We start from the raw sequence: 26,654 nt of genomic DNA on the forward strand, positions 1-26,654 counted from the left end.
TATGAATAAAACAAGATTTGATATTACAGCTTTTGGAGAAATGTTAATTGATTTTACGTTTCAGGGTTTTAATGAAAAGGAACAAAAGTTATTTTCACAGAATGCAGGTGGAGCTCCTGCAAATGTACTTGTAGCGGCAAGTAAGTTAGGTGCATCTACAGCTTTTCTTGGAAAAGCAGGAAATGATATTCATGGAAAATTTCTAAAAGAAACATTAGAGAAAGAAAATGTTGATAATACAGGATTTGTATTAAGCGATGATGTATTTACAACACTTGCTTTTGTTGATTTAAATAAACAAGGAGAAAGAACATTTTCATTTGCAAGAAAGCCAGGGGCAGATACTATGATGGAAAAAGAAGAAATTTCTTTACCAGTTTTAAAAAATAGTCATATATTTCACATAGGATCTTTATCACTTACAGATAATCCAAGTAAGGAAACTACATTATATGCATTAAAGAAAGCAAAAGATTTTGGAAGTATTATTTCTTATGATCCTAATTATAGAGATTCATTATGGGAAAGTGAAGAAAAAGCTGTGAAAGAAATGCGTTCAGTTATTCATTATGCGGATATTATGAAGATCTCTGATGAGGAGATTAGACTTATTACAGATGAAAAAGATCCAGAAGCAGCTGCAAAAAAATTAATCCAGCAAGGTGTAAAAGTTGTTGTAGTTACACTAGGTGCAAAAGGAGCTTTTGTGGCAACAAAAGATGGAGGAACGGTAGTGCCAGGTTTTGAAAGTAAGGTAGTAGATACAACAGGTGCAGGAGATGCTTTCTGGGGAGGCTTTCTATTTAAAATAAGTAGAAGTGAAAAAAATCTAAAAGAATTAACGTTGGAGGAGTTAGAAGATTTTACGAGATTTGCTAATGCTGTTGCAAGTATTTGTGTACAAGGATATGGGGCAATTGCATCTATGCCAACTATAGAAAATGTAAATGAGATAATGTAGAATGGGGGATATATAATGAAGAGTTTATCAGATGGAATTGCACATATTGGAATTCCTACAAATAATATAGAGAAAACAATTAAATTTTACACAAAGTTAGGATTTGAAATTGCTTATGAGACAGTAAATAAAGAAGCAAACGAAAAAGTAGCTTTTTTAAAATTAGGAAATTTAATTATAGAAACTTATGAAAATAATTCTGCAAAAATGGAATCAGGTGCAATAAATCACGTGGCAATTAATATTACAGATATTGAAAAGGCATATGAATATATAAATACAAAAGGATTAAACACAACAAATGATAAAATTAAATTTCTTCCATTTTGGGATAAAGGAGTACGTTTTTTTACAATAGAAGGACCAAACAAAGAAAGAATAGAATTTAGTCAAATATTATAAAATTAATATAAAAATAGCATTAATATTTATTTGATAGATAGAATAGAGCTTCCTATCTATCAGTTAGTCTATAACCTTGTTTGTGGACACGGGTAATTACCAAAGGGAACCCCAACCAGCCAAACATAGAATTCTACCTGATGGAATGATACGCTTTTTTACGGGTATAAGCTTATAGAGCTCGTCAGAGGGGACACATCTATCCTCTATTTAGGAGTATTATACTAAAATAAATAATAAGATGTTTCCAGAGGGGAAAGATGAAGAACATACCTAAATATGTAGCTAGATTTATTAAGAAATTAAGAAGAGAACTAGAGAAGTAAGTTTATTTTAAGTAAGAAAGTGTAGTGTGTGTGGTGGTGCTTCGCCTCCACCATGAAACCTACGACAATACTAATATGTGTTGTCGTAGTTTTTTTTATTGTGACATAGTTTTTATATTAAATAGATAATTTCATATTCAGGACAGATTTTTTCTACAGCAGCTAAATCTATGTTGCCTACATTTTTCTTAGAATCTTCTATTTTTTGAATCGTTTCATCTGATAGTTGGTTATTTGATTGTCCTCTATTTGATCGTAAATCAATATGTTTGGAATCATCTAAACGAGTATGTATATTATCTATACCATTAGGAGCAACTTTAGCAAGTTTAGCTTTCATACTCTCTGGGCTCTCGCCCTTTACACGTGTATAAATATCTGTATAATAATATGATGGAATATCTATTGACATATTTTTCCCTCCTTATTTAAGATTGTTTTTGTTTTATAATTATATATTCGTATACATTTTGGAAATATTTATATAAAAGTAACAAAAATTAACTTATAGAAATTAATTGTAACTATTTAGCTATAGCAATTATTTTATATTTATTATAATTTAGGGTGGGTGTGTCTTCTATATTCTGTTGGTGTAATATGATAATAACTCTTAAATTTGCGATTGAAGTTAGAAAGATTGTGAAATCCACTCTCTAAGGCAATATCAGAGATGGATAAATCAGTTGTCTTAAAAGTTCGTTAGCAACTCTGAGGCGAACTTGGATGATGTATTCAACGCAGGAGATACCTACTGTTTGTTTAAATAAGCTCATAAAATGAGTCTTGCTAAAATGGCATAAGCCTGCTAATTCCAATATAGAAATAGACTCTTTGTAGTTATCTTGGATATATTGTAGAACTGTTTTAATTTTGCCCATATAAATGGATGTTGTCCCAGAAATATTTGTTTTCATAAAACATTGATATTTAAAGAGTAGGTATAAAAGATGGTATAACTTTTCTTTTAAAATCAGCTCTAAATAAGTATCTTTGTTTTTTATACAAATAAAAATTTCGTTAATACATGCTGACATTTCTAAATATGAAGGATGGTTTTGATTTATATGCGATAGTAGACGGAGAGAGCCATTAAAAAGTGGACGCAGATAGGTGAGGGTACATTGATCCATAACTGAGTAACCAAGTAAATCCAAGTGAAAAACCAGAGTGTCAGAAATTTGTGTAAGTCCGGCAATAGGATAAACTGAATGTAAGGTATTAGGGGATATAAAGATTAGGTCACCTTTTTGAGAATGAAAAGTTTCTTCGCCAATTTGATAAGTTGCACTGCCATCTCGTACAAAAGTCACTTCAACTTCAACATGCCAATGAAGCAATACATCAGGCAAAACAGTTGGTATGATACAGTGGTAGTAAGAATATGGTGCAAGCTGGTCTCCATGGTTGATAGCATCTTTCTGGGATGATAATAAATATTTTTCCAAAATAAGTTCCTCCTAAAATGAATATTTAATAAAAATAGTATAATAGTATCAGTTTTTGAGAGTATAATACAAGAAAATTGCATAACTATCATGTTATAATATCAGAAAATAATGAATACAACAATATAAAACTAATATTGCTGCATTTGTACAAATACATAGAACTTTTTAAACTAATTACTAATGTAGAGTCAATTTAATTCAAAGGTGGGGGAACTGTGGTAAAGGAAATAATAAATAAAAACAGATCAAACTTAGTGTTTATTGGGTTGGTTATAATAAATATATGTGTATCCTACCTTACTGGTAGTACAGGAATATATGCAGTTACAGCTTTTCGTGAATACGGTAGATTAGATTTGTTCAACACCATGTTTGTAATAGAACCATTAGCAAGGAGTATTTCATTACTTATTTCTGGTAGAGTCGGAGAATATTTTGGGCGTAAACAATTATATATATGGAGCGTGGGTGCTTTTGCTCTAAGCATTGCAATTAGTGCAGCCGCATCAAGTGGAACTATATTTCTGCTTGCTAGAGGTGCTTCAGGTTTATTTTGGGGATTATTTTTGGCAAATGTATTTACAATGGTAAATGACATAGTGCCAGAAGAAGAGTACCCTGTTAGAATTGGTATTATGCAGACCATTTATTCTTTGGTACTCATTGTGGGACCAGTACTTTGCGGAATATTTACAGAAAGGTGGAATTGGCGTATATCACTTGCAATACTACTTCCTTTATTTGTAATTGGGATGCTATTAGTAGGCTGTTTTATGCCGGCAAGTAGGATGAAAAAAGAAATGTGTATAGGCAGCATAAAGGAAGATTCTAAAGGACAAAATTTACATAAAAATAGAAATGGTATAAATGAATTAATGATTATAAAATTACTAAAACAGAAGGGTTATCCCATAATTATTTTAATTACTTTTATAGTTACATGTATTTCTTGTAGTGGTAACTATATACCACTTTATGCGCAAACAGAATTAGGGGCTAATGCAACTATTAGTGCTATTGTGCTTGCTCCTTGCAATATTTTTGTCATGGCTTTCTCAAGTGCTGCAGGCATATATATTTCAAAGAAAGGCTGCACAAAGTCCAGTTTAATGCTAATGTCAGGAACTGCTCTTGTAGGAACGTTTATTTATATAGCAACATTAATTATATCTAGTTACGTTATTATTATACTAGCTACTGCAATCATGGGTATAGGAGTGGGTATACATCAAGTTGTTCCATTTGCATTTGCACAGAAGCATTTAGATGATAATCTGATTGCAGAAGGAATCTCATTTATTAGTTTTGTACAAGGAGTTGCAGGGGTTATTGTAGGTATGATTTATTCAGCAACCATGAGAAATGGAATCGCATTTTCATTGGCATTTGCAGCAGTTTATAGTGTTATTCTAATTTTAATTATTATATTAAAATATAAAGAACCAAAAGGTGATTAGTATTAAATAAATAATATTCTAATAAGGTAATACATAATTAATTATGAAAAATTTAAAAAGTAATAAAAAGTAATTACAAAAATAAAGATAAAGAAAAGGGGAATAGAGAAATGAATCAAAAAGAAAGAATGCTAGAAGGATTACCATATAAAGCTTGGTTAGATGGGCTTAGTGAAGAAAGAATGAAAAATAAGTTAAAAATACATGATTATAATTTACTTCGTCCAGATGAAATAAATAAAATGGATGAATTGATTAAAGATATATTGGGGAAAACTGATGATAAAGTTTTTATAGAGCAACCATTTCGCTGTGATTATGGTAAAAATATTGAAGTGGGTAATAATTTTTTCGCTAATTACAATTGTACAATATTAGATGTCGGAAAGGTAGTAATTGGTGAAAATGTTATGTTCGCACCTAATGTATCAATTTATACAGCAGGGCATCCAATTCATCCACAATCAAGAAATTCAGGTTATGAGTATGGTATTGAAGTAATAATTGGAGATAATGTATGGGTAGGAGGAAGTGTTGTAATAAATCCAGGTATTAAGATAGGAAATAATGTTGTAATAGGCTCTGGAAGCGTTGTAACAAAAGATATACCAGATAATGTTATTGCAGTAGGAAATCCATGTAAGGTAGTACGAGAAATAACAGATGATGATAGAAAATACTATTTTAAGGATAGAGAATTTGATGTTCAAGATTATTTATAACAATTAATTTACAAAGATTAGTATATCTATGTATAATAACATTGACAATTAGATTAAATTTAATTTATACTGTATAAGATAGATTTCAAAAAAAGAGAGGTATTTTTGTGAGTGTTTAGTATCTAAAATAGTTAAGTTAATATTAATTCTAAAAAATAAGGGGTATACCTTTTATTTGTTATGGAATTAATTTGTACTATTAAAGATACAAGTCCACGAATTTACTTTAAAGAGGTAAGAGAATTACCTTTATTAATTGTTGAATTTTAAGCTGTGGAGGTATCCATAGCTTTTTTTATTATATAAAAATAGAAATCTATCAAGATTTCGTAGACTTGTAGTGTAATAAAAGATACAAGGAAGGATTATTAATATGAATAAAGTAACATTAGAAAAATTACATTACTATGAGTTGAAAGAAACAGTAAAAGGATATTGCGTTAGCGGATTAGGAAAAAGATTAATTGATAAATTAGAACCTAGTAGCAATATAAAAATTGTAAATCAAAGACTAAATGAAACATCAGAGGGAAGAAGATTATTAGATGCATCTTATAATATACCGCTAGAGGGTATTTTTAATATATTACCTCTTATTGAAAAGATTGAAAAAGGAGCATCTTTAGAGGTAGCTGATTTGACTATGATGTCAAATTTTTTAAGAGGATGTAGGAAAGTCAAGTTATTTATAAAGGACAAAGAGGGATATGCGCCTACATTAAGTTCTTATGGGGAAAACATTTCTGATTTGAGCTACATTGAAGATGAAATAAATCTATCAATGAGAGGAAGTATTGTTGACTCAAATGCTAGTAAGGATCTTAAAAAAATAAGAAGACATATTGATATATGTGAAAGTAAGATAAAAGAGAAGTTAGATAAGTTCCTTAAAAATGGTCAAAATAAAGAGTATATTCAAGAATTTTTTATTAGTCAGCGTGATGGAAAATACACAATTGCAATTAAGGCAGCACATAAAAATCAAGTTCAAGGAACCATTATTGAAACATCTTCAAAAGGAACGACTGTTTTTATGGAGCCAAATGTTATTTCAAAGCATACAAGTGACTTAGTAGTATTAAAAGCAGAAGAAAGTATAGAAGAGTACAGAATATTAGCTACTTTAACGGATATGCTTTTTGAAAGAATAAAAGATTTGAAGATGAATGTTGATGTTATATCTGAATATGATATGATTTGGGCAAAAGCTAAATATAGCAAAGCAATAAAGGGAATAAAACCTAAACTAAATGACTATGGATATATAAAAATGATTAAAGCGAAATATCCTCTTATTAAAGATAGTATACCGTTAGACTTTGAAATTGGTAAAAATTACAGAGGATTAATAATAACAGGACCAAATGCAGGTGGTAAAACTGTAGTATTAAAGACAGTTGGGTTGTTAACATTAGCAATACAATCTGGATTTCATATAGAAGCTGAAGAAGGGACAGAATTTTCAGTATTTAAAAAGTTATTTGTTGATATTGGTGATAATCAAAGTGTTGAAAATGCATTAAGTACATTTTCATCTCATGTAAAAAATCTAGCAGAAATAATTAGAGAAAGTACAAAGTCAACACTACTATTGTTTGATGAAATTGGCAGTGGAACAGAACCCAATGAGGGATCTGCTCTGGCTATTGCAATATTAGAAGAATTGTATCATAAGGGTTGTATAACTATAGCAACTACTCATTATGGAGAAATAAAAAACTTTTCAAAAGAACATCCCGATTTTGAAAATGCAGCTATGGAGTTTGAAAAAGAAACTTTGGAACCGCTATATAAGCTTAATATAGGAAAAGTAGGCGATAGTAATGCTTTATATATTTCTAAAAAGATGGGGTTATATGATTCAATTATTGATAAAGCAAGAAAATATATTGATACTAAAAGTTATAATTATAATTTAATAGAAGATAGCAAGGTTATAAAAAATAAAGAGTTGCAAGCAAAGGAAGATTTTTATGAATACTCTGTAGGGGATAAAATTATTTTTTTAGAAAATAATGAATCAGCTATTGTGTATAAAGAAAGAGATAGATTAAATAATGTGACTATACTATACAATAAGGAATTTATTGAAGTTAATTATAAAAGAATAAAACTAGAATTAAAGGCAAGTGAACTTTATCCAGAAGGTTATGATTTAAATCAGTTATTTATAATCTATAAGGAAAGAAAGCTAGAAAAAGATATTGAGAGGGGCTCAAAAAAAGCATTAAAAAAAATAAAAAAAGAAACTTTAAAATGCTCTAAATAAATTCACAAAACGGAGGGTACATTTATGGAAATAAATATTATCCACGTTTCGGATTCTAGGAAACTTTGAATTTTGGAATTGGAGCACCATTTGAAATTCCTAGTGAAAATTTTATGGCAATTGAACTTGTAAAGAATTCACTTAAAGATGTAAAAGGTAAGGTAGTATACGCTAAAGAATTTTTTGAGCAAGAATAATATACAAAACTTTAAATAGGACTGTGTTTAATCTGATACCTTTGTCAAGGACAATTAAAAAAAGAGAGTGTTATATCTATACTGATACCTATGGACTGGACACTTAGAAAAAAGTGTTTAGTCTGTCTGTATTTTTTTAAAACGGAGATTGTATACTGGTAGCCCTAAATCACTATGAAGTATTAAAGGCTTAGTTGGATTTTGTAGCTCCATAGCGATTTTTACTGGCTTTGTGGATATCTATAATTACTTTTTTTATCTTATTATCCTATAATTCTCGATTACTTGATTTCTTATTATGTATTTGTAATAGGAACTTCTACATATTTTTAAAACCTTGCACATAAGCTTAATATCATGATATTTCTTGTTGTTAGTAATGATTCAACTAACAACCACCACTTTTATTAACCATATCAACATATAAATAATGATAAAACACTAGATTATTTTGTAAAATATTGTGGATATTTTTCCTTTGCCCTGCCAGCAATTTGAGAAATAGTTTCCAGATGGGTTTCCATAGCATGCTGAGCTTTAATAAGGTTATTCTCTTTAATTGCATTTTCAATGGCTCTATGCTCATCTATTAATTCAGGTAGCCTATTATCAAAAGCCACATCAAAGTTACGCCATCTGGCAATGTGAAGCATCGGATTCTCTAAAATTTTTACCAATCGATAACGTTTTACGCTATCAATCATAATTTTATGGAATGCAGAATCTAGTTTTTGGAATTCTTTACCGTATAATTGCATGCTCCGACAATGCTCCTGTAATTCTAAATTGTTTTCTAACTCTTCTACTAACACCAGGCGTTTACTTTCTTTAATTTTTGTAAACATCTCATATAATACTTCTTTTTCTACTGCAGTCCGCAATATCAGCAAGTCTTCTATATAGTTCAAATCAATCAAACTGACATAAGTTCCTCTTTGTGGATAGATGGTAAGTAATTCCAATTGATTCAACCGGATAAATACATTACGAATGATAGAGCGAGAAACTCCATATTCCTCACACATCTGATTTTCACTAATTTTCTGTCCTGGCTCTAACTGCAATTTTAATATCTTTTTGCGAATGTCACGATATACCTGTTCTACGCTAATTGGCTGATTGTTGCTTGAAATATAATCCATGCGAATCCTCTTTTCATAATGCTTTTAGTCACTTGTGGAATTCCGCAAGCGTCCATCCAAATAGGATGAAAATTATACTGTTTGTAAATGTATTGAAATATGTCTATCTTCTTTTAAATTTAATCCGTGTATTGAGCAACCCAAAACAGTGAGTAAATCAACTATGCGTGTTGATTTATATTTAACAGCTATTTCTAAACTTATAAATGTAATACTGGCTTACGTCATGAATAATCTAGAATATATTATAAGCATAAATAAACTTCTTAAATAAAGAAGCTTAATCAACATATTCATAATTGAATATCAAACCATATGCTACTCATGCCTTTTTACCAAAAGGCTTTTTGTCGTACTTTTTTTGGGGATTTTCAAGCAAAGTTTCGAAAGTTATCTACATTATTTCTTTCTTGATTCTACAATCATCTAATAATGTTTTAATATTATACTAGTATACCACAATTCAAATTTAATGCAAAATGAGAAACTGACTCAGTTTGGTCAAGTCCTAGTGGTCAATAATGCAAGTATTAGTGAATATCTTATTCGTCAATTGAGTTAGGCGATTTATTAATATAATCTAAAAATCTGTCTAAACATCGAAGGTAATACTGAACTGTTATTGCACTATATCCCATAAGCTCTAAATTTACTATTTTATTAGATTTAGTGTTTATAGATCCAGCATATTGCCGGATATGTCAAAAAATTTCGTAGCGAAGTTTGGGAGGTGAAAAATGCCTAAATGAATTGATGAATGAATATTGGATTCATTTAGACATATGGATAAATTTTAATATAGATTTTGACGAGTGCCTAAATGATTTGATAAAAGAACACATAGAAATAATATAAGGAATTAAAGAAAAAAATAAAAAACGCAAGATAGCATAGCAAAACACCTAAATACAATTAATGGAATTAGTGAATGTGTAAGAAAAGAGTATCAACACTACAGTATTTTAAAAAATAGGGAATCATATTTATGATTTTGTATAGGAAAACTATTGTTTTAATGTGAACTTTGTGAAAAGATAAGAAAACATTTACAAACAAAAATCAGTATGGTATTATTTAATTACAAAACTTGTATACAAGAATACTAGAAAACCAAAAAACTATAAGACTGAAATAGCCATAGTCAATTTATAGAAGTTATTTTGGAGAGAAAAGGGGAATTATTAATTATGTATACCTTAGGTATTGATATAGGTTCAACAACATCAAAGTGTGTGATTGTAAAAGATGGAAAAGATATAATTGCTTCTTCCATTGTTATTGCAGGAACAGGGACAGAAGGACCAAATCAGGCAAGGGAAGAAGTGCTGAAAAATGCTGGATTGAAGCAAGAGGATTTGAAATATGTGGTAGTAACTGGATATGGAAGAACTATATATACAGATGCTGATGCTGAAATCAGTGAATTAAGCTGTCATGCATTGGGAGTAAAGCACATATTTCCTGATGTGAGAACAATTATTGATATTGGTGGACAGGATGCAAAAGTACTAAGTCTAAATGAGAAAGGCAATATGGTTAACTTTTTAATGAATGATAAATGTGCAGCAGGTACAGGCAGATTTTTAGATGCTATGGCTGGAATTTTACAGTTAGACATTAATGATTTGGAAATTAAGGCATCAGAAGCGACTAATCCAGCTAAGATTTCTAATACATGTACGGTATTTGCAGAATCAGAGGTAATATCTCAACTTGCAGCTGGGGTAGAACTCAATAACCTAGTTGCTGGAATTTGTAGTTCTGTAGCCAGTAGAGTTGCTTCTCTAGCTAAGCGTATTGGAATTAGAGAAAAAGTGTGTATGAGTGGTGGTGTAGCACGTAATGGTGGAGTCAGAAGTGCTCTATCAAAGGAATTAGGAGTAGAGATTTTTTATTCACCTTTCGCTCAATTAATGGGTGCACTTGGTGCAGCATTAGCTGCTTATAATAAAGTGAATTAGAAAAGGGAGGACTTTAAAAATGAGTGAAGCAAAGAAAAAAGAAAAACGTGTCATAGATCCTAATTCAGCTAGTTATAAGTTGAATCAGATCACTGTGAATCATTACAAAGAAGTTCAGGAGGCAAAAGACCGTGGCGAAAAAATTGGATGGTGTGCCAGCAATTTTCCACAAGAGATTTTTCAGACATTAGGAATTAAAGTTTGTTATCCAGAAAATCAGGCAGCGGCAATTGCAGCTAGAGGTGCAGGTGAAAGGTTATGTTCCGAGTCAGAAGCTGATGGTTATTCCAACGACATTTGTGCCTATGCAAGAATAAGTTTGGCTTATATGAAATTAAAAGATGTTAAAGAACAAAATATGCCACAGCCAGATTTTTTATTATGTTGTAATAATATCTGTAACTGTATGATTAAATGGTATGAAAATATTGCTAAAGAGTTGAATATACCACTTGTTTTGATTGATATTCCTTTCAATCCAGATTATGAAGTATCAGATGCTCAGATTGCTTATGTAAAAGGCCAATTTTTAGATGCAATTAAGCAGTTAGAAGAAATCACTGAAAAAAAATGGGATGATGAAAAATTTAAAGCGGTTATGGAAGTTTCCAACCGTACATCTAGAGCGTGGCTTGAAGCTACAAGCTACACAAAATATACACCTTCACCATTAAATGGTTTTGATTTACTAAATCATATGGCAGTGGCAGTATGTGCTAGAGGAACTGTAGAGGCAGCGGAAGCATTTGAAACTTTGTTAGAAGAATATAAAAAGGCAGTTGAAGAAGGTACAAGCACATTTCGTACAGAAGAAAAGTATAGAATTATGTTTGAAGGAATTGCTTGCTGGCCACATCTTCGTGCCACATCCACTGGACTGAAATCAAGAGGTATTAATATGGTAGCAACAATTTATGCAGATGCATTTGGTTTCATATATGACGATTTTGATGGTCTTATCAGAGCATATTGCAATACTCCTAATGCTATCAATTTGGAACTTGCACGTGATAAGAGAGTTGCAATAGCTAAAAAAACTAGTACTGAAGGTTTATTAGTGCATACAAACAGATCTTGTAAGCTTTGGAGTGGATTTATGTATGAGATGAGTCGTCAGATTGGAGAGGAATGTGACATTCCTGTTACATCATTTGATGGAGATCAAGCCGATCCACGTAATTTTTCGGAAGCACAATATGTAACCCGTGTACAAGGATTGACTGAGATTATGGAAGCAAATAAGGGAGGTAAATAAAATGGCTGCATTGAATGACTTATTAAAAAAATTTTATGATATTGCTGCGAATCCGGACAAGCAGCTTAAATCTTATCTTGAAGATGGTAAAAAGGTAGTTGCATGTGCCCCTATATATACACCAGAGGAAATTATCCATTCTATGGGACTTATTCCTATGGGCGTATGGGGTGCAGATGTGGAAATAAAAGAAGCAAAAAAATATTTTCCAGCTTTTATCTGCAGTATTATGCAGTCTGTTTTGGAATTGGGAATTACAGGTGTATATGAAGGCGTCTCTGCCATTGTTATTCCTTCTCTTTGTGATTCACTAAAATGTCTTGGACAAAATTGGAAGTATGCTGTGAAAGATATTCCATTTATTCCGATGACTTATCCACAAAATAGAGCCAATGAAGTCGGAAAAAAATTTACAAAGGCTGGATATGAAAGAGCTATTAAAGAACTTGAAGTAGCAACAGGAGCAGTTTTTTCTGAAGAAGCATTACAAAAATCTATTGAAATATATAATGCACATAATGTGGCCATGAGAAAGGTCAGTGATTTATTAATCCATTATCCTCAAATAACAGCTTCACAAAGAAGTGATATCTTTAAAAGTGCATATTTTATTGAAAAAGAAGAACATACAAAGCTATTAGATGAACTGATGAATATATTACAGGAAACTAGTCAGGTGGAAAATAAAAAAATCAAGGTTATAACATCAGGAATTTTGGATGATAATAAAAATCTGTTGAAGATTTTGGATGACAATAATATTCAGATTGTTGGTGATGATATTGCAAATGAGTCACGTCAGTATAGGATAGATGCTAAACCTGCTGTGTCATCATTAGATGCCTTGAGTGAAAAATTCTCTAAAATGGATAATTGTTCTGTATTGTATGATGTGGATAAAAAAAGAGCTAATTATATTGTAGATTTAGTGAAACATACAGGTGCGCAAGGTGTGATTATTTTTATGACAAAGTTCTGTGATCCAGAAGAATTTGATTATGTCATTGTGAAAAAAGCTCTTGATTCAGCAAAAATTCCAAGTATCATGATTGAAGTTGATAGACAGATGGTTAACTATGAACAGGCTAAAACTATAATTCAGACTTTTAAAGAAATGATTGGTTAGTAGTATTTTAGATTGTACTCACGCAAGAGATGAGTAAAGTGATAAGTAAAAATGTTTATAGCCCTGGGTAGAATACTATTTATCCTAATTATAGGGTTTCTAGATCATATCTTAACTTATTTAAACTTTATATTTTAAAGGATATTGAATCTTGTATGTTTATAAGATTACCTTTACCAATAAAAGCCTTGAAAAAGCTAATTTTGAGTTAGAAACCTTATAGAAAAGGAAGCGTTGATGCATGAAATTGAAAAATGTAACAATAGGACAAACTTTATCAGATAAGCTAGAAACTATGGCAGATAAAAATGCAATTGAATATGAGGATGTATTTTATACATGGAGAGAACTTGATGAAATCTCCAATAGGTTTGCAATAAAGTTTATGGATTATGGAATTGAATATAACAGTCATGTTGCTATTAGGAGTACTAATACTCCTAACTGGATAATTACTTATTTGGCATTGGCTAAAATTGGAGCTATTTCTGTATTGATTAATCCTAAGTATAAAGAAGAAGAATTAATTCAAATTCTTCAGTATTCAGAAGTCCAGTATGTATGTTATGGGGATTGTTATAAAAACAAAAACTGTAAAGATATTATCAGCAGTTTGAAGGAGAAAAGCATAGGAAGAGTAGAGAAATATATATATATAGGAAAAAATAAATTTAGTGAAGGGGACAAAAATCCGATTTTAGAGAAATTAACCTCTGTCGACATGGAGAGGCTGAAACAAGCAGAACATAAAGTTACACCCCATCACACTGCAAGCATGATATTTACATCTGGTACGACATCTATTCCTAAAGGCGTAATGCTTACTCATTATCAGCTTATGAATATTGCTATGGAATCTGTAGAACAAATGAGATGGACAAAAGAAGATAAAATGTGCATATCATTACCTTTATTTCATTGCTTTGGATTAAGTGTTGGCTTTTTTGCTGGTCTGTATAAAGGATTTTGTATTTATTTATTGCCAGAGTTTTGTACATCATATGTTTTAAAATGTATTGATCAATATAAAATTACCATCTTAAATGGAGTTCCTACAATGTTTTTAGCTCTATTGAATAATCAAGAGAGGAAAAAATGTGATTTGTCATCTCTGAAATCGGGAATCATTGCTGGTTCTACAGTTTTTAAAGAGGATTATTTAAAGATACAAAGAGAACTAAACTTTGAAAAATTACAGCAATCATATGGACAGACAGAAGCATCGCCATGTATTGCTTTTAATGATTATAATGAGTCCACTGATATTAAATGTGTTTCGGTTGGAAAAGTGATTTCTAATGTAGAACTTAAAATCATTAGTACAGAAGATAAACATGAATTAAAACCTTATGAGACTGGGGAAATCATCATTAAAGGATACAACGTAATGCAGGGATATTATAAACGTTCCGAGGAAAATTGTAAAAAGATTAAACAAGATGGATGGCTTTATACGGATGATATTGGGTATATCGACAATGACGGGAACCTTTATATCACAGGAAGAAAACAGGAAATTATAATACGCTCTGGAGAAAATATTTCACCAAAGGAAATTGAAGATGTCATTATGAGATATCCTGATATTTTTCAGACAAAGGTATTTGGAATACCAGCACCTGTTGTACAAGAAGAAATAGTTGCCTGCATTATCAGTAGTGATAAAAAATTTCAGACCAATAAGTTAAGAGAGCATTTGAAAAAATACTTGGCTGATTATAAAATCCCAAAATATATTTATGACTTCCGAAAATTTCCGTTAAATTCTAATGGGAAAATTAATATAAAACAATTAAAAGAAGAAATTCAATTAAGAATAAAAAAGGAGGAATATCTGTGATTTTAACAGAACAGCATGAGTTAATCAGAAAATTAGCAAGGGATTTTGCTGAAAAAGAATTAACATCAGATATTTTAGATGAAATTGAAGCAACTGGAACCTTTCCAGAAGATATTTTGAACAAAATGGCAAAGGCTGGTTTCTTTGGAATAAAAGCTCCAAGAGAGTTAGGTGGTGTAGGAGCTGATAATCGTGCATATGTAATTGTAATGGAAGAGATTGCAAGAGTTAGTGCAGTTGCTAGTATTTATGTTTCTTCGCCAAATTCCCTTTCAGGAGGACCACTGCTATTATCAGGAAATGATGCGCAAAAAGAAAAGTATTTAAGACCGGTTGCAACTGGAGAAAAGAAACTTGCATTTGCATTAACAGAACCAGGAGCTGGTTCTGATTCAAGTGGAATGACTACGACAGCAGTAGAAGATGGTGATTACTTCATATTAAATGGACGTAAAACCTTTATTACAATGGCACCTTTAGCAGACTTTGCTGTAGTTTATGCCAAGACTGATGTAACTAAAGGAGCAAAAGGTATTTCTGCTTTTATTATTGATATGAAACAGGAAGGCGTATCTTGTGGTAAAGCAGAAAATAAAATGGGAGTTATAGGATGCGCTACTAGTGATATCATCATGCAAAATGTTAGAGTTCATAAAAGTAATCTTTTAGGAGAATTGAATAAGGGATTTATAAATGCTATGAAAACTCTTGATACAGGACGTATTGGTGTAGCAGCTCAATCGATAGGGGTAGCACAGGCAGCTTTAGATGAATCTATTAAGTATGCTAAAGAAAGAAAGCAGTTTGGAAAAAGAATTGGAGATTTTGAAGCTATCGGTTTTATGATTGCAGATATGGCAACAAAGTTGAAAGCTGCTAAAGGGCTTGTTTATGATGCTGCTTATTTGAAGGATATAAATAAAGATGCGTCTATGGCAGCGTCTATGGCTAAATATTATGCAGCAGAAACTTGTAATGAAATTTGTGGTAAGGCTGTCCAAATTCATGGTGGTTATGGATTTATGAAAGAATATAAAGTAGAGCGTTTATATAGAGACTGTAGAGTATTTACTATTTATGAGGGAACTTCACAGATACAACAAATGGTAATTGCTCGTAATTTATTAAAAAAGTAAGAAGGAGAGTAATAAATTATGAAAATTTTAGTATGTGTAAAACAGGTACCTGACACAAATGAAGTGAAAATTGATCCTGTAAAAGGTACGTTAATAAGAGATGGAGTTCCTAGTATTTTAAATCCTGATGATGCTAATGCATTGGAAGCTGCACTGGCTATAAAAGATAGTAATCCTGAGACAACAGTAACGGTATTAACTATGGGACCACCACAGGCAAATGTTATGTTGCGGGAATGCCTGGCTATGGGAGCTGATCAAGCATATTTGTTAAGCGATCGTGCGTTTGGTGGAGCTGATACCTGTGCAACATCTACAACTATTGCAGCTGGTATTAAAAATATTGGTGATGTAGATATTATTTTCGCAGGAAGACAGGCTATTGATGGTGATACTGCTCAAGTTGGACCACAGGTAGCACAAAGGCTAGGATTACCAGTGGTGACTTATGTGCAGGATATAAAACTTGAAGGGGATAAGGTAATTGTGCAAAGGCAGATGGAAGATGGATATGAAGTGCTTGAAGTACAAACTCCTTGTTTGTTAACTGCTGTAAAAGAATTAAATGAGCCAAGATATATGAGCATGTATGGCATCGTTGACGCGTATAAAAAAGAAATTCCTATGTGGAATCATGAAGATGTATCATTAAATCCGAAAGAGTGTGGTTTAAATGCATCACCAACACAAGTATTCCGTTCATTTACACCAGCACCAAAAGGGAAAGGTGAAATGTTAAAAGGTCCTGTAAATGAAATGGTATCCAGTCTTATTTCCAGACTGGAAGAAAAACATGTGTTATAGAAAGGACGGATTAAAATGGCTATAAAAGTTTTAAAAGAGAAATGCAAAGGATGTACTAAATGTGTAAAAAATTGTCCTTTTAGTGCAATCACTATGGAAAATAAAATTGCTGTTATTGGGGCCTCTTGTACTGGATGTGGTGTTTGTGTAAAAGAGTGCCCGTTTGAAGCAATCGAAAAAGTGGAAGAAGAAAAAGAAGCAGTTGACTTAAGTGCCTATAAAGGTGTCTGGGTATTTGCGGAACAACGTCAGGGAGAAATTATGCAAGTAGCGATTGAATTACTTGGCGAAGGTAAGAAATTGGCAAAAGAAGTTGGAACAGAACTGTGTGCAGTTTTATGTGGAAACAATATTAGTGGACTAGCAGATAAATTATTTGCTTATGGTGCTGATAAAGTTTATGTAGCCGATAATCCAGAATTAGAAAACTATCGTACTGATGCCTATACAAAAGTAATTTTTGAAGCGATTTCTATATATAAACCAGAAATTGTATTATTGGGAGCTACCCATATAGGACGTGATTTAGGTCCATGTCTTGCTGTAAAATGTAATACTGGATTAACAGCTGACTGTACTAAACTCGAAATCGATCCAGAAGATAAAAAAATTAAACAAACTAGACCAGCTTTTGGTGGAAATCTTATGGCTACTATCATTTGTCCAAACAATCGTCCACAGATGTCTACGGTAAGACCTGGTGTTATGGATAAGGCTATTTATACAGAAGGTCGTAAAGGGGAACTTATAAAACTGGATGTAGAATTTAAAAAAGGTGATATAAGAACAAAGGTTCTTGAGATTGTAAAAAAAGCAGGAGAAATGGTTTCATTAACTGATGCAGAAATTATTGTTTCAGGTGGTATGGGTATTGGAAAACAAGAAGGTTTTGAATTGTTAAAGCAGTTGGCAGATACATTAGGTGGAACTATTGCTTCCACAAGAGCATGTGTGGATGCAGGATGGATTGATCATTCATATCAAGTAGGTCAAACAGGTACAACTGTAAAACCTAAAATTTATTTTGCATGTGGTATTTCCGGTGCTATTCAACATTTGTCAGGTATGCAGAATTCTGATTATATTGTAGCCATCAATAAAAATGAAAATGCTCCTATTTTTGAGGTAGCCGATTATGGTATTGTTGGTGATTTATATGAGGTGATTCCTGTAATTTTGGAAGAACTGAAAAAATAATTAACGATAATTAAAATATATTAAATAATATTAAATAATAAATTAGGGGGAATTGAATTATGAGTAATAAACCATTGTCAGGAGTAAAGGTTGTTGAATTGGCAACATTTATAGCAGCTGCAACAGCAGGACGTTTTCTTGCAGATTTAGGCGCAGACGTTATAAAGATAGAAAGTGCGAAGGGTGATCCTCTTCGTTATACAGCACCAAGTGAAGGAAGACCTCTAGATATGTATGAAAATACTACATGGGATCTAGAAAATGGTAATAAACGTTGTATTTCTTTGAATATGAAAACTTCAGAAGGAAAAGATGCGTTCTTTAAATTATTGGATACAACAGATATTTTAATTACAAATTGGAGACCTCAAGCTTTAAAGCGTGCCGAATTGGATTATGAAAATTTAAAAAAGAGATATCCAAGCTTAGTTTATGCAATGTGTACAGGCTATGGAGAATATGGTCCTGATAAGGATTTACCAGGATTTGATTTTACTGCATTTTTTGCAAGAGGAGGATATCTTGAAACATTGCGTCAAAAGGGATCTGTTCCTATGAATGTTGTACCTGGATTAGGAGATCACAATGTAGGTATGAATCTTGTTGCTGGTATTTTAGCTGCATTGTATCAAGCAAAAAATACAGGAAAAGGTGAGAAAGTCACTACAAGTTTATTCCAAAGTGCTGTTTTTAATATGGGAATGATGGTTCAAGCAGCTCAATATAAAGACACAGGAATTCCATATCCTGTAAATATTCGTGAAGCAGATAATCCTTTTAATTCTGCATGGGAAACAAAAGAAGGAAGATATATACAAACATGTATGCCAGATTACAATACGTACTATAAGAAGTTCATGAGTGCTATCGGCAGAACTGATTTAGTAGATTGTGAGAAATATTTCCCAATTCAAAATTTGCAAAAAGCTGGAATAGGATACGAGGTTTATGACATTGTTATGGAGAGTATGAAAACTATGACAATAGCTGAGTGTAGTGAAAAATTAAAAGCAGCGGATGTTCCTTTTAGTGTTGCACAATCATGGGAAGAAATTCTGGAAGATAAACAGGCATGGGCCAATGAATGTTTCTATAGCATGAAATATGAAAATGGTAATGTAAGAACATTGGTTAGACCACCTGTTAATTTTAGTGAAATGGGAGAACCGGATTATGCACATGGTCCAATGATTGGTGAGCAGGGTAAAGATATTTTAAAGGAAATTGGGTATACAGATGAGGAAATCAGCAACCTAATTAATAATAAAACACTTTATATTATGAAATAATAAGAGGATTCAATCGTCCTTGTAATGTTATATCAATATTCAGTTAGTTTACCACAACTTTATACAATGATATTGCATAAAAATAAAGTTATTATGTGACATTAATTCTGTTAGGGTGTTATGAAAAAATATCTTAACTTTCATAAAATTTCTCGTTCTTTGAAAATTATATAAGTTTGGTAGACTTATTTTTATGAGTCCAGGTTTGAATAGTAACATGAGAAGCTCTTATATTTGATGTTGTTAAAAGAAACTATTGATATTTTTGATTAGCACGTTTATCTAAAGCAAACTTATATAATTTGGCATAATATCAACAATTATATTTTACTTTTGTTTTGTTCATTGTTCTTCTCCTTTCAAGGGGATATTAGGTTCTTGTCAAATTTATTGTATTTCCCAAGATTGAGAAGATCAATGTTCATATAATTTAATAGAACGAAAAAAATAGTGAGGAGAAAGTTATGGAAAATAATAAGATGACTTCTAAAGTATTTATGAACAAATTATTAGTTGGATTAAGCATTGGTATTGTTGTTGCATTAATACCTAATGCATTATTTGGCGAATTATTAAAAGCAATAATTCCACACTTTGCACCAGCACAAACTTTATTAAATGTAACAACACTTGGAATGATATTATCTCCAATGGTTATAGGTGTATGTATTGCAATGCAATTTGGATTAACTCCAATTCAAACAACTGCTGTAGGAATGGCTGCTGTAGTTGGTTCTGGTGTTGCAAAAGTTGGCGAAAAAGGCACATTTACAGTTGCTGGTACAGGAGATGTTATAAATGTTGCAATTACGGCTGCTATTGCGGTAGGTCTTATACTACTTTTAGGAAACATGCTTAAAGCTTATACAATATTATTAGTTCCACCTATAGTTCTTATAGGTGCAGGAACTATGGGTATAATTACATTACCATATGTTAAACAATTAACATTAATGCTAGGTAATATAATAAATAATTTCACTACATTTCAACCAATGTTAATGGGAATATTAATTTCAATTTGTTTTGCATTCTTAATAGTATCACCATTTTCAGCTGTTGCGGTTGCTACTGCAATTGCATTAAGTGGAATAGGATCAGGCGCTGCTAACTTAGGTATTGTAGCTGCAGGATTTGGACTAGCTATATGCGGATGGAAAGTAAATTCATTTGGTACATCAGTTGCACATTTCTTAGGTTCACCTAAGATGCAAATGGTTAATTTAATTAAGAAACCAATAATGATGATTCCTATACTATGTAATGCGGCAATACTGGGAGCATTAGCTGGAATATTTAATATTCAAGGAACTCCGATGTCAGCTGGTTTTGGTATATCAGGATTGATAGGACCTATAAATGCTATTAATTTAATGGGAGGATATACTCCTAAGAACATAATAATAATATCGTTAATATTTGTAGTTATTCCAGTAGCATTAGCAATATTATTTAACTATGTATTTACTAAAGTTGTTAAAATAGTAACAGGAGAAGATTATAAATTAACTTTTGAATAAAATATAAGTAGAGTTTTAAGGCTATTACTATATTACTTCATAAATTAATATAAGAGAAGGGAAAGGTTAGTTATGAAAATAGTAGCTTATTGTGTTAGATTAGATGAAATGAGTAGTTTTGAAAAATTTTCTAAGAAGTATGATCATGATGTTAAAATAGTAAAGGAATCTTTTAGTCCTGCAACAGCTAATTTAGCTGAAGGATATGATGCAGTATGTATATTGGGAAATTGCACAGCTAATAGAGAAGCTATTGAAATGATTTCGAAGTTAGGGGTAAAATATTTAGCAACACGTTCTGCAGGATTCAATAATATAGATTTAGAAGCAGCTAAAGAAGTAGGAATAGAGGTATCAAATGTTCCTGCATATTCACCAAATGCAGTAGGAGAATTTGCAGTAGCAGTTACTTTATGCTTAGCTAGAAACTTTAAGCAAGCCTTTAAGAGAGTTGAATTACAAGATTTCTCTTTAGGTGGATTAATAGGCTTTGAATTAAGAAATAAAACCATAGGATTTATTGGAACAGGAAGAGTAGGACAAACAGCTATAAAAGCTTTCAGTGGATTTGGATGTAAGATGATAGGATATGATTTATATCCAAATGATAATGTAGCAAAGTATTTAGAATATAAGACTTTAGCTGAGGTTTTGGCAGAAGCGGATATAATTTCATTACATTGCCCATTAACAGAGGACAATTTACACTTAATTAATGAAGAAACTATAGCAAAGATGAAGGATGGAGCAATTTTAATTAATACATCAAGAGGACAACTTGTAGATTCTAGAGCATTAATTGAAGGATTAAAAAGTGGTAAGATAGGTGGAGCTGCTATTGATGTATATGAGAATGAGTATGGTATATTCCACTATAATCATGAAAATGATATAATTAAAGATGAAAATTTACTAACATTAAAATCATTGCCAAATGTTATAGTAACATCTCATTATGCTTTCTATACAGATGAAGCAGTTACAAATATGGTAGAGTATTCTCTCCAAAACCTTTATGAATTCGAAAAGACTAATACATGTAAAAATAAATTAGTATAAAATAAAAAATAATCAAAAAAGTGTCAAAATAACCTATGTAAATAATATGTTTTTAGTTTAAATACCAAAGGAGAAATAGAATACTATAATATAAGAAGTTATCTATAATAATTATTTAGCTTTTGAATATGGGGACAATAAAATATAAACTTTTCTTTTAAATTTAAACTAATATTACAATATAAAATAAATATTAAATATAAGCGATTAATAACTTGTCTTAATCATAGTTATTAATCGCTTATATTATTGTAAAAAATCTGTGATGAAAATTATTTGAAGATTAGGCGCTGTTTTAATATCAAAACGGTTTTAAAACAGCACCAAAGATTAAAATTGCATATATTACCTTATAGGACAAATTCCATTTTCACACTCTTTGTCAATTATTTCGTGTTCATCGTCATCGTCAAGTTGTGATAATAATTCATAATCTATTGGCTTTATATTTTTTATACGTTCTTCATAATCTTCTTTCGTTATAGATTCATACGGAAGAAGTGGATAAGTTTCATCCATTAATGGTAAAAATGTTATACCAACTACATACTGGAAGTTTTCATATAACCACTCAGCAACGTCGTTCCATTCTTCATCTTTTACATGTACAGTAATTGAAGTATTATGATCTGTCCAGTTTATCATTGACAGTTTATAAAGTTCAAGCTGCTCAATAGCTCCAACGTCATATTTTGTTTTTCCATTGGGGGCTTTTACTGGAAACTCTATAACTTTTGTTGTACAAGTTTCATCTGTTTGGCCATTTTCGTTATATATAGGATAACATTTAAGTTTTTCTATCATTTTATATAATGGGTCAGATGTAGAAATTCTAACTCTTCTAATGTAATAATTAGAATGTGAATAATGTATTCCGGAACTTACACATGGTAAAGTTGAAAGAGATCCTTCTGGCTTAATGGTAGTCATAAGCTCAGGTACTGAAATTCCAAGCTCTGTGCAATATCTTGTACCTTCATTTCTAACAATCTTTCGTAAATGCTTTAATAATTTAGCCAAATCTTCATAACTCATATTTGTTTTATTTATCATATCCATCATACCAGTTAAAGAAATTCCAATTATTCTATCTTCTTTCATAACCCTATCCCATTCTGGAAGCTCAACATCTACTAAGGTCATTCTAATTGCTACTCTTGTAGATAATTTTAATATTTCTACTAAATGTTCAATATCTAGCTTATTGTTTTCATTTAAAAAAGCTACTAAATTGTTTGTAGACAAATTACAGCACTCATGAGATTTAAGCAAAATTTCTCCACATGGATTGCAACCTTTAAAAGAATCTTTTCTTTTTTTTGCTTCAGTTCCATTAATAAATCCTGGTTCACCATTTATTTTTATGGAATTTAATATTTCTTTTATTTTATCTAAAGATGGCCTTTCCTTATACAATATAGAATTATTACTCATTTTTCTATGGGAAACATCTGCGTTTTCTATCCAATTTCCATCAACTATTTTGTAGAGATTACTTTTTGCATTAATAACATCTTTATCGTCTTCATCGCAAAGAATCATCATAGCACTACGTCTTACGCCACCAGATACAACATTTTCGCTTATTATAGTGGCTAGATCAAGAACGTCTATTGATTTTAAGTTGCCATCTATAAGATTATTACAAACCTTATTAATCTTTTCAAACATTCTCTTTAAGGATTTGTGTCCAGATGCGCGTCCACCAAATCTTTTTAGTCTTTCACCTTCAGGTCTAACGCAACTATAATCAACTATTACTTTTTTGATATTAATATATTCTGGGTATGTAATTAATTTGAAGTAAATTTCTAATGCATTACACCAACCCTCTTTACTGTCGCCAACTTGGATTGTAGCTATAGATAAATCTTTTTCATTTATAGTAAGTTTTGTATCTTCCAGATATTCTTTTGGCATATATTTGTGAACACCTTCATTATATTCTCCATTTAAAGATAGCTTTCTTACTTTAGGCATGTTTGATATCAATTCCTTATCAATTCTAACTCCTACACCAGCACCAACCATAAGAAGATAAAATATATCTACAAAATCATGAAATTCTTCAATCATTGTAAAGCAACAGTTGTAATTTGAAAGTGGATATTCTTTTACTATATCTGTCCCGCCCATATAAAGAGTTCTACCAGATGTAAAAGTTCTTAAATTAAATAAATTATCAAATAAACGTTCAGCTTCTTTAACTTCATCTTTCATGTTTATAAATAATCCATGTTTCTTTTTAAAATCTATACCTAGTTCAATATTATATTCAGTTGTTCTAAGAACAGTTTCAAACCAATGTTCCCTTCTTTTTTTATTGCCCAAATATCTTGAATAGGTTCTTAAATAAACAAATTCACCAATATTGCTTAAAGGTGTATTCTTAACCTCTCTATATTCGTTTAAAAAACTTTCTGATAATACTTTATTCATATACAATCCTCCATTTTTTGTTTTCCAATAACTTTAGAATTATTTAAGAAATCATTTTGTTCTTTTCTTAAGTAATAATTATTATTTTAAACTATTTAATGGAATTACACAATATGTAGTATTCATTAAAATTAAAAATACTACATATAGTCTTGTCTATTTAAAGCATGTAGCAATTATAAAAAATATTTAATTTAGTATATTAAATAATCAAATGGATCATTACAACAACTATAGATACCCATTGAACCTAAATAAGATTATCCCCTTTGGAATTTTATTTATAATGAGAGGTATCACCAAACAATAAAATTTTAGATATTCCGTTTTCAATACATATCTTGCAAAGACTGGCTGGTTCTATGTCTGCAGTATCCCAAATATTTTGTATTTCTTGATTATTGAAATGTGCCATAATAACTTTTAATGTAATTCGATGAGTTACGATAATAATAGTTTTACCTTGGTTTGAATTTATAATATTTTTAACTTCAGGTATAACTCTATCTTGTAGCTTTTGATAGGATTCACCTAGTCCAGTAGGAGTATACAGGAGAGGATCATTCCAAAAATGATTCCAAATTTCAGGATATTTACTAATGATATCTGACTGTTTCATACCTTCCCAATCTCCCATATTAATTTCTCTTAGTTCTTTATTTACAATTATAGGAATGATTCGATTACCTTTGATAATCTCTGCTGTATCACAAGCACGTTTACTTTCGCTAGAATAGATAACATCAATAGTTTCTTCAAAAAGTTTATTATATAATCCATTTGCTTGAGTTATACCAAGATTTGTTAGAGGTGAGTTTTTATGTCCTTGCATTCTTTTCTCTAAATTCCATTCTGTTTGTCCATGCCTAACCAAATATATAATAGTTTGTTTCATATTTACCTCCTAAGTATCTGTAGTGAGTTTTCTCACTAGCAATTTATAAAACTAGTATAAAAGAAAAGAATTTATATGTATAATATATGTTATTAATGTAATTATATATAAAATATATGAATGGAGTTAGAATATGAATTTACATGGATTAAGGTTATTTTATATGGTGGCAAAGACTGGTAGTGTGACTCTTGCAGCTGAGCAATTAAGAATTAGTCAACCATCAATAACTTCTCAAATTAAAAAATTTGAAAGAGAAAGAGGAATAACACTATTTTTACCTCAAGGTAGAGGTATTCGTTTAACTGAAATAGGTGAGCAGTTAGCAAAGGAGGCAAGTTTGCTTTTTCAATTGGAAGATAGAATGGAAACACTGATAAAAAATTATATACAAGGTAAAAATGGCACTTTGAAAATAGCTGGTAATTATCTTTCATCTAATTTCTTAATACCTAAATGGGCAGCATGTTTAAAACAACGAAATGAAAATATAAACATTGAAATCACAACAATGAATACTGAAGACACAGTTAATAGTCTTATTAGTTATCAAGTTGATGTAGCAATTCTTGGTGGTGGAGCAGTTAATTATATGGATAAAATTGATGTCAATAAAATAATGCAAGATGAGCTATGGTTTGTGTCTGCTCCTAATCACAAATATGCTAATAAAAAGGTTAGTTTAAGTGATATAATGGTAGAACCATTTATAATGAGAGAAAAAGGAAGCTATGCTAGAGTACGTTTGGAATCTATCTGTAATACCTTTGGAATTTGTTTGCCTAAGGTAGTACTTGAGTTTAATGGATTACATGAAACACTTATGGCTTCTATGTCAGGTTATGGTGTGAATTTTTGTTCTTCAATAGCAGTTAAAGAATTTGTTGATATGAAAAAATTATCAAGAATTTATGTTGAGGATATTAATCTTAAAAATGAAATTGTTATTTGCACACGAAAAAATGAAAATAGGGGACAGTTAGTTAATGATTTTATCTCTATTATTGAGAACTATAATTAATAAAATGTTAGTGGTATATAAAATATAAGAACGAAGAAAAATTCCAGGTTTGGTAAAGAGTATATTAAAGAAGTAGCTAGTAAAATTAATTAAGTTTTACTAGCTATATTTTTATGTAATATTTAGACAAGGAGAATTATAGTTGATATAATCTTAATGGACAAACTAAGACATATAAGGTAAAA

General features: G+C 30.9%; 23 protein-coding genes. 17 read left to right on the forward strand and 6 right to left on the reverse strand.

Going from position 1 to position 26,654, the window contains the following annotated elements; genetic code table 11:
• The first annotated feature begins 1 nt into the window (after nt 1).
• Both BM027_RS09360 and BM027_RS09365 read left to right on the forward strand, forming a co-directional pair.
• The gene (locus BM027_RS09360; protein ID WP_090091164.1) at nt 2-961 is read left to right on the forward strand and encodes a carbohydrate kinase family protein; all 960 of its coding nucleotides are present in this window, start codon (nt 2-4) and stop codon (nt 959-961) included.
• A 15-nt stretch (nt 962-976) separates the two neighbouring features.
• On the forward strand, nt 977-1,363 hold the full coding sequence (locus BM027_RS09365; RefSeq protein WP_090091166.1) for a VOC family protein: 387 nt from the start codon (nt 977-979) through the stop codon (nt 1,361-1,363).
• Nucleotides 1,364-1,801: 438 nt separating this feature from the next.
• On the opposite strand, the gene BM027_RS09370 is transcribed toward BM027_RS09365, so the two are convergent.
• The 3 genes from BM027_RS09370 to BM027_RS09380 all read right to left on the reverse strand — a co-directional run bounded on the left by BM027_RS09370 (nt 1,802) and on the right by BM027_RS09380 (nt 3,137).
• Entirely contained in the window at nt 1,802-2,101 is a 300-nt protein-coding gene (locus tag BM027_RS09370; RefSeq protein ID WP_090091168.1) for a hypothetical protein, read from the reverse strand.
• Between the two features lie 143 nt (nt 2,102-2,244).
• Complete coding sequence (locus tag BM027_RS18890) at nt 2,245-2,364, reverse strand: helix-turn-helix domain-containing protein (protein WP_090091296.1); 120 nt, start codon at nt 2,362-2,364, stop codon at nt 2,245-2,247.
• A complete protein-coding gene (locus BM027_RS09380; RefSeq protein ID WP_090091170.1) occupies nt 2,346-3,137 on the reverse strand; it encodes an AraC family transcriptional regulator in 792 nt (263 codons plus the stop codon). The genes BM027_RS18890 and BM027_RS09380 overlap by 19 nt, the downstream gene beginning before the upstream one ends.
• A 218-nt stretch (nt 3,138-3,355) precedes the next feature.
• Here BM027_RS09380 and BM027_RS09385 point away from each other — a divergent pair, with 218 nt between their 5' ends.
• The 4 genes from BM027_RS09385 to BM027_RS18710 all read left to right on the forward strand — a co-directional run bounded on the left by BM027_RS09385 (nt 3,356) and on the right by BM027_RS18710 (nt 7,785).
• On the forward strand, nt 3,356-4,597 hold the full coding sequence (locus BM027_RS09385) for an MFS transporter (protein ID WP_090091171.1): 1,242 nt from the start codon (nt 3,356-3,358) through the stop codon (nt 4,595-4,597).
• A gap of 110 nt (nt 4,598-4,707) precedes the next feature.
• Complete coding sequence (locus BM027_RS09390) at nt 4,708-5,319, forward strand: sugar O-acetyltransferase (RefSeq protein WP_090091173.1); 612 nt, start codon at nt 4,708-4,710, stop codon at nt 5,317-5,319.
• 373 nt (nt 5,320-5,692) lie between these two features.
• Nucleotides 5,693-7,588 carry an endonuclease MutS2 gene (locus tag BM027_RS09395; RefSeq protein WP_090091175.1) on the forward strand — a complete coding sequence of 632 codons (1,896 nt, stop codon included), beginning with the start codon at nt 5,693-5,695 and terminating at the stop codon, nt 7,586-7,588.
• Between the two features lie 65 nt (nt 7,589-7,653).
• Nucleotides 7,654-7,785, forward strand: coding sequence for a hypothetical protein (locus BM027_RS18710; protein WP_278320225.1), 132 nt, complete (start codon nt 7,654-7,656; stop codon nt 7,783-7,785).
• Between the two features lie 446 nt (nt 7,786-8,231).
• On the opposite strand, the gene BM027_RS09405 is transcribed toward BM027_RS18710, so the two are convergent.
• The gene (locus BM027_RS09405) at nt 8,232-8,927 is read right to left on the reverse strand and encodes a GntR family transcriptional regulator (protein WP_090091176.1); all 696 of its coding nucleotides are present in this window, start codon (nt 8,925-8,927) and stop codon (nt 8,232-8,234) included.
• 1,187 nt (nt 8,928-10,114) lie between these two features.
• Between BM027_RS09405 and BM027_RS09410 the strand changes: the two genes are divergently transcribed.
• The 10 genes from BM027_RS09410 to BM027_RS09455 all read left to right on the forward strand — a co-directional run bounded on the left by BM027_RS09410 (nt 10,115) and on the right by BM027_RS09455 (nt 22,114).
• A complete protein-coding gene (locus tag BM027_RS09410; RefSeq protein ID WP_090091188.1) occupies nt 10,115-10,888 on the forward strand; it encodes an acyl-CoA dehydratase activase in 774 nt (257 codons plus the stop codon).
• Between the two features lie 19 nt (nt 10,889-10,907).
• Nucleotides 10,908-12,143, forward strand: coding sequence for a 2-hydroxyacyl-CoA dehydratase subunit D (locus tag BM027_RS09415; protein ID WP_090091190.1), 1,236 nt, complete (start codon nt 10,908-10,910; stop codon nt 12,141-12,143).
• 1 nt (nt 12,144) lies between these two features.
• Nucleotides 12,145-13,269 (forward strand): 2-hydroxyacyl-CoA dehydratase subunit D, encoded by a 1,125-nt coding sequence (locus BM027_RS09420; RefSeq protein ID WP_090091192.1) that lies wholly within the window; start codon nt 12,145-12,147, stop codon nt 13,267-13,269.
• A gap of 241 nt (nt 13,270-13,510) precedes the next feature.
• Nucleotides 13,511-15,109, forward strand: coding sequence for a class I adenylate-forming enzyme family protein (locus BM027_RS09425; protein WP_090091194.1), 1,599 nt, complete (start codon nt 13,511-13,513; stop codon nt 15,107-15,109).
• Nucleotides 15,106-16,245, forward strand: a complete 1,140-nt coding sequence (locus BM027_RS09430) for an acyl-CoA dehydrogenase family protein (protein ID WP_090091196.1) — start codon at nt 15,106-15,108, stop codon at nt 16,243-16,245. The genes BM027_RS09425 and BM027_RS09430 overlap by 4 nt, the downstream gene beginning before the upstream one ends.
• A gap of 18 nt (nt 16,246-16,263) precedes the next feature.
• Nucleotides 16,264-17,049 carry an electron transfer flavoprotein subunit beta gene (gene etfB, locus BM027_RS09435; RefSeq protein ID WP_090091198.1) on the forward strand — a complete coding sequence of 262 codons (786 nt, stop codon included), beginning with the start codon at nt 16,264-16,266 and terminating at the stop codon, nt 17,047-17,049.
• 15 nt (nt 17,050-17,064) lie between these two features.
• The gene (locus BM027_RS09440; protein WP_090091200.1) at nt 17,065-18,246 is read left to right on the forward strand and encodes an electron transfer flavoprotein subunit alpha/FixB family protein; all 1,182 of its coding nucleotides are present in this window, start codon (nt 17,065-17,067) and stop codon (nt 18,244-18,246) included.
• Nucleotides 18,247-18,305: 59 nt separating this feature from the next.
• Complete coding sequence (locus BM027_RS09445) at nt 18,306-19,535, forward strand: CaiB/BaiF CoA transferase family protein (protein WP_090091202.1); 1,230 nt, start codon at nt 18,306-18,308, stop codon at nt 19,533-19,535.
• Between the two features lie 464 nt (nt 19,536-19,999).
• Nucleotides 20,000-21,055, forward strand: coding sequence for a PTS sugar transporter subunit IIC (locus BM027_RS09450; protein ID WP_090091203.1), 1,056 nt, complete (start codon nt 20,000-20,002; stop codon nt 21,053-21,055).
• A gap of 72 nt (nt 21,056-21,127) precedes the next feature.
• Nucleotides 21,128-22,114, forward strand: coding sequence for a D-isomer specific 2-hydroxyacid dehydrogenase family protein (locus tag BM027_RS09455; protein WP_090091205.1), 987 nt, complete (start codon nt 21,128-21,130; stop codon nt 22,112-22,114).
• A 345-nt stretch (nt 22,115-22,459) separates the two neighbouring features.
• On the opposite strand, the gene nrdJ is transcribed toward BM027_RS09455, so the two are convergent.
• Entirely contained in the window at nt 22,460-24,553 is a 2,094-nt protein-coding gene (nrdJ, locus tag BM027_RS09460) for a ribonucleoside-triphosphate reductase, adenosylcobalamin-dependent (RefSeq protein WP_090091207.1), read from the reverse strand.
• Nucleotides 24,554-24,830: 277 nt separating this feature from the next.
• Nucleotides 24,831-25,448 (reverse strand): histidine phosphatase family protein, encoded by a 618-nt coding sequence (locus tag BM027_RS09465; protein ID WP_090091209.1) that lies wholly within the window; start codon nt 25,446-25,448, stop codon nt 24,831-24,833.
• A gap of 133 nt (nt 25,449-25,581) precedes the next feature.
• Between BM027_RS09465 and BM027_RS09470 the strand changes: the two genes are divergently transcribed.
• On the forward strand, nt 25,582-26,469 hold the full coding sequence (locus tag BM027_RS09470) for a LysR family transcriptional regulator (RefSeq protein ID WP_090091211.1): 888 nt from the start codon (nt 25,582-25,584) through the stop codon (nt 26,467-26,469).
• Nucleotides 26,470-26,654: the final 185 nt, after the last annotated feature.

This window comes from Clostridium uliginosum (assembly GCF_900112485.1).
Classification (GTDB): domain Bacteria; phylum Bacillota; class Clostridia; order Clostridiales; family Clostridiaceae; genus Clostridium; species Clostridium uliginosum.

Bases quoted from the DNA above. Each gene is read 5' to 3' on its own strand.
- BM027_RS09360 (WP_090091164.1), top strand. From the start codon at position 2: ATGAATAAAACAAGATTTGATATTACAGCTTTTGGAGAAATGTTAATT.
- BM027_RS09365 (WP_090091166.1), top strand. From the start codon at position 977: ATGAAGAGTTTATCAGATGGAATTGCACATATTGGAATTCCTACAAAT.
- BM027_RS09370 (WP_090091168.1), bottom strand. From the start codon at position 2,101: ATGTCAATAGATATTCCATCATATTATTATACAGATATTTATACACGT.
- BM027_RS09390 (WP_090091173.1), top strand. From the start codon at position 4,708: ATGAATCAAAAAGAAAGAATGCTAGAAGGATTACCATATAAAGCTTGG.
- BM027_RS09395 (WP_090091175.1), top strand. From the start codon at position 5,693: ATGAATAAAGTAACATTAGAAAAATTACATTACTATGAGTTGAAAGAA.
- BM027_RS09405 (WP_090091176.1), bottom strand. From the start codon at position 8,927: ATGGATTATATTTCAAGCAACAATCAGCCAATTAGCGTAGAACAGGTA.
- BM027_RS09410 (WP_090091188.1), top strand. From the start codon at position 10,115: ATGTATACCTTAGGTATTGATATAGGTTCAACAACATCAAAGTGTGTG.
- BM027_RS09415 (WP_090091190.1), top strand. From the start codon at position 10,908: ATGAGTGAAGCAAAGAAAAAAGAAAAACGTGTCATAGATCCTAATTCA.
- BM027_RS09420 (WP_090091192.1), top strand. From the start codon at position 12,145: ATGGCTGCATTGAATGACTTATTAAAAAAATTTTATGATATTGCTGCG.
- BM027_RS09425 (WP_090091194.1), top strand. From the start codon at position 13,511: ATGAAATTGAAAAATGTAACAATAGGACAAACTTTATCAGATAAGCTA.
- etfB (WP_090091198.1), top strand. From the start codon at position 16,264: ATGAAAATTTTAGTATGTGTAAAACAGGTACCTGACACAAATGAAGTG.
- BM027_RS09440 (WP_090091200.1), top strand. From the start codon at position 17,065: ATGGCTATAAAAGTTTTAAAAGAGAAATGCAAAGGATGTACTAAATGT.
- BM027_RS09445 (WP_090091202.1), top strand. From the start codon at position 18,306: ATGAGTAATAAACCATTGTCAGGAGTAAAGGTTGTTGAATTGGCAACA.
- BM027_RS09450 (WP_090091203.1), top strand. From the start codon at position 20,000: ATGGAAAATAATAAGATGACTTCTAAAGTATTTATGAACAAATTATTA.
- BM027_RS09455 (WP_090091205.1), top strand. From the start codon at position 21,128: ATGAAAATAGTAGCTTATTGTGTTAGATTAGATGAAATGAGTAGTTTT.
- nrdJ (WP_090091207.1), bottom strand. From the start codon at position 24,553: ATGAATAAAGTATTATCAGAAAGTTTTTTAAACGAATATAGAGAGGTT.
- BM027_RS09465 (WP_090091209.1), bottom strand. From the start codon at position 25,448: ATGAAACAAACTATTATATATTTGGTTAGGCATGGACAAACAGAATGG.
- BM027_RS09470 (WP_090091211.1), top strand. From the start codon at position 25,582: ATGAATTTACATGGATTAAGGTTATTTTATATGGTGGCAAAGACTGGT.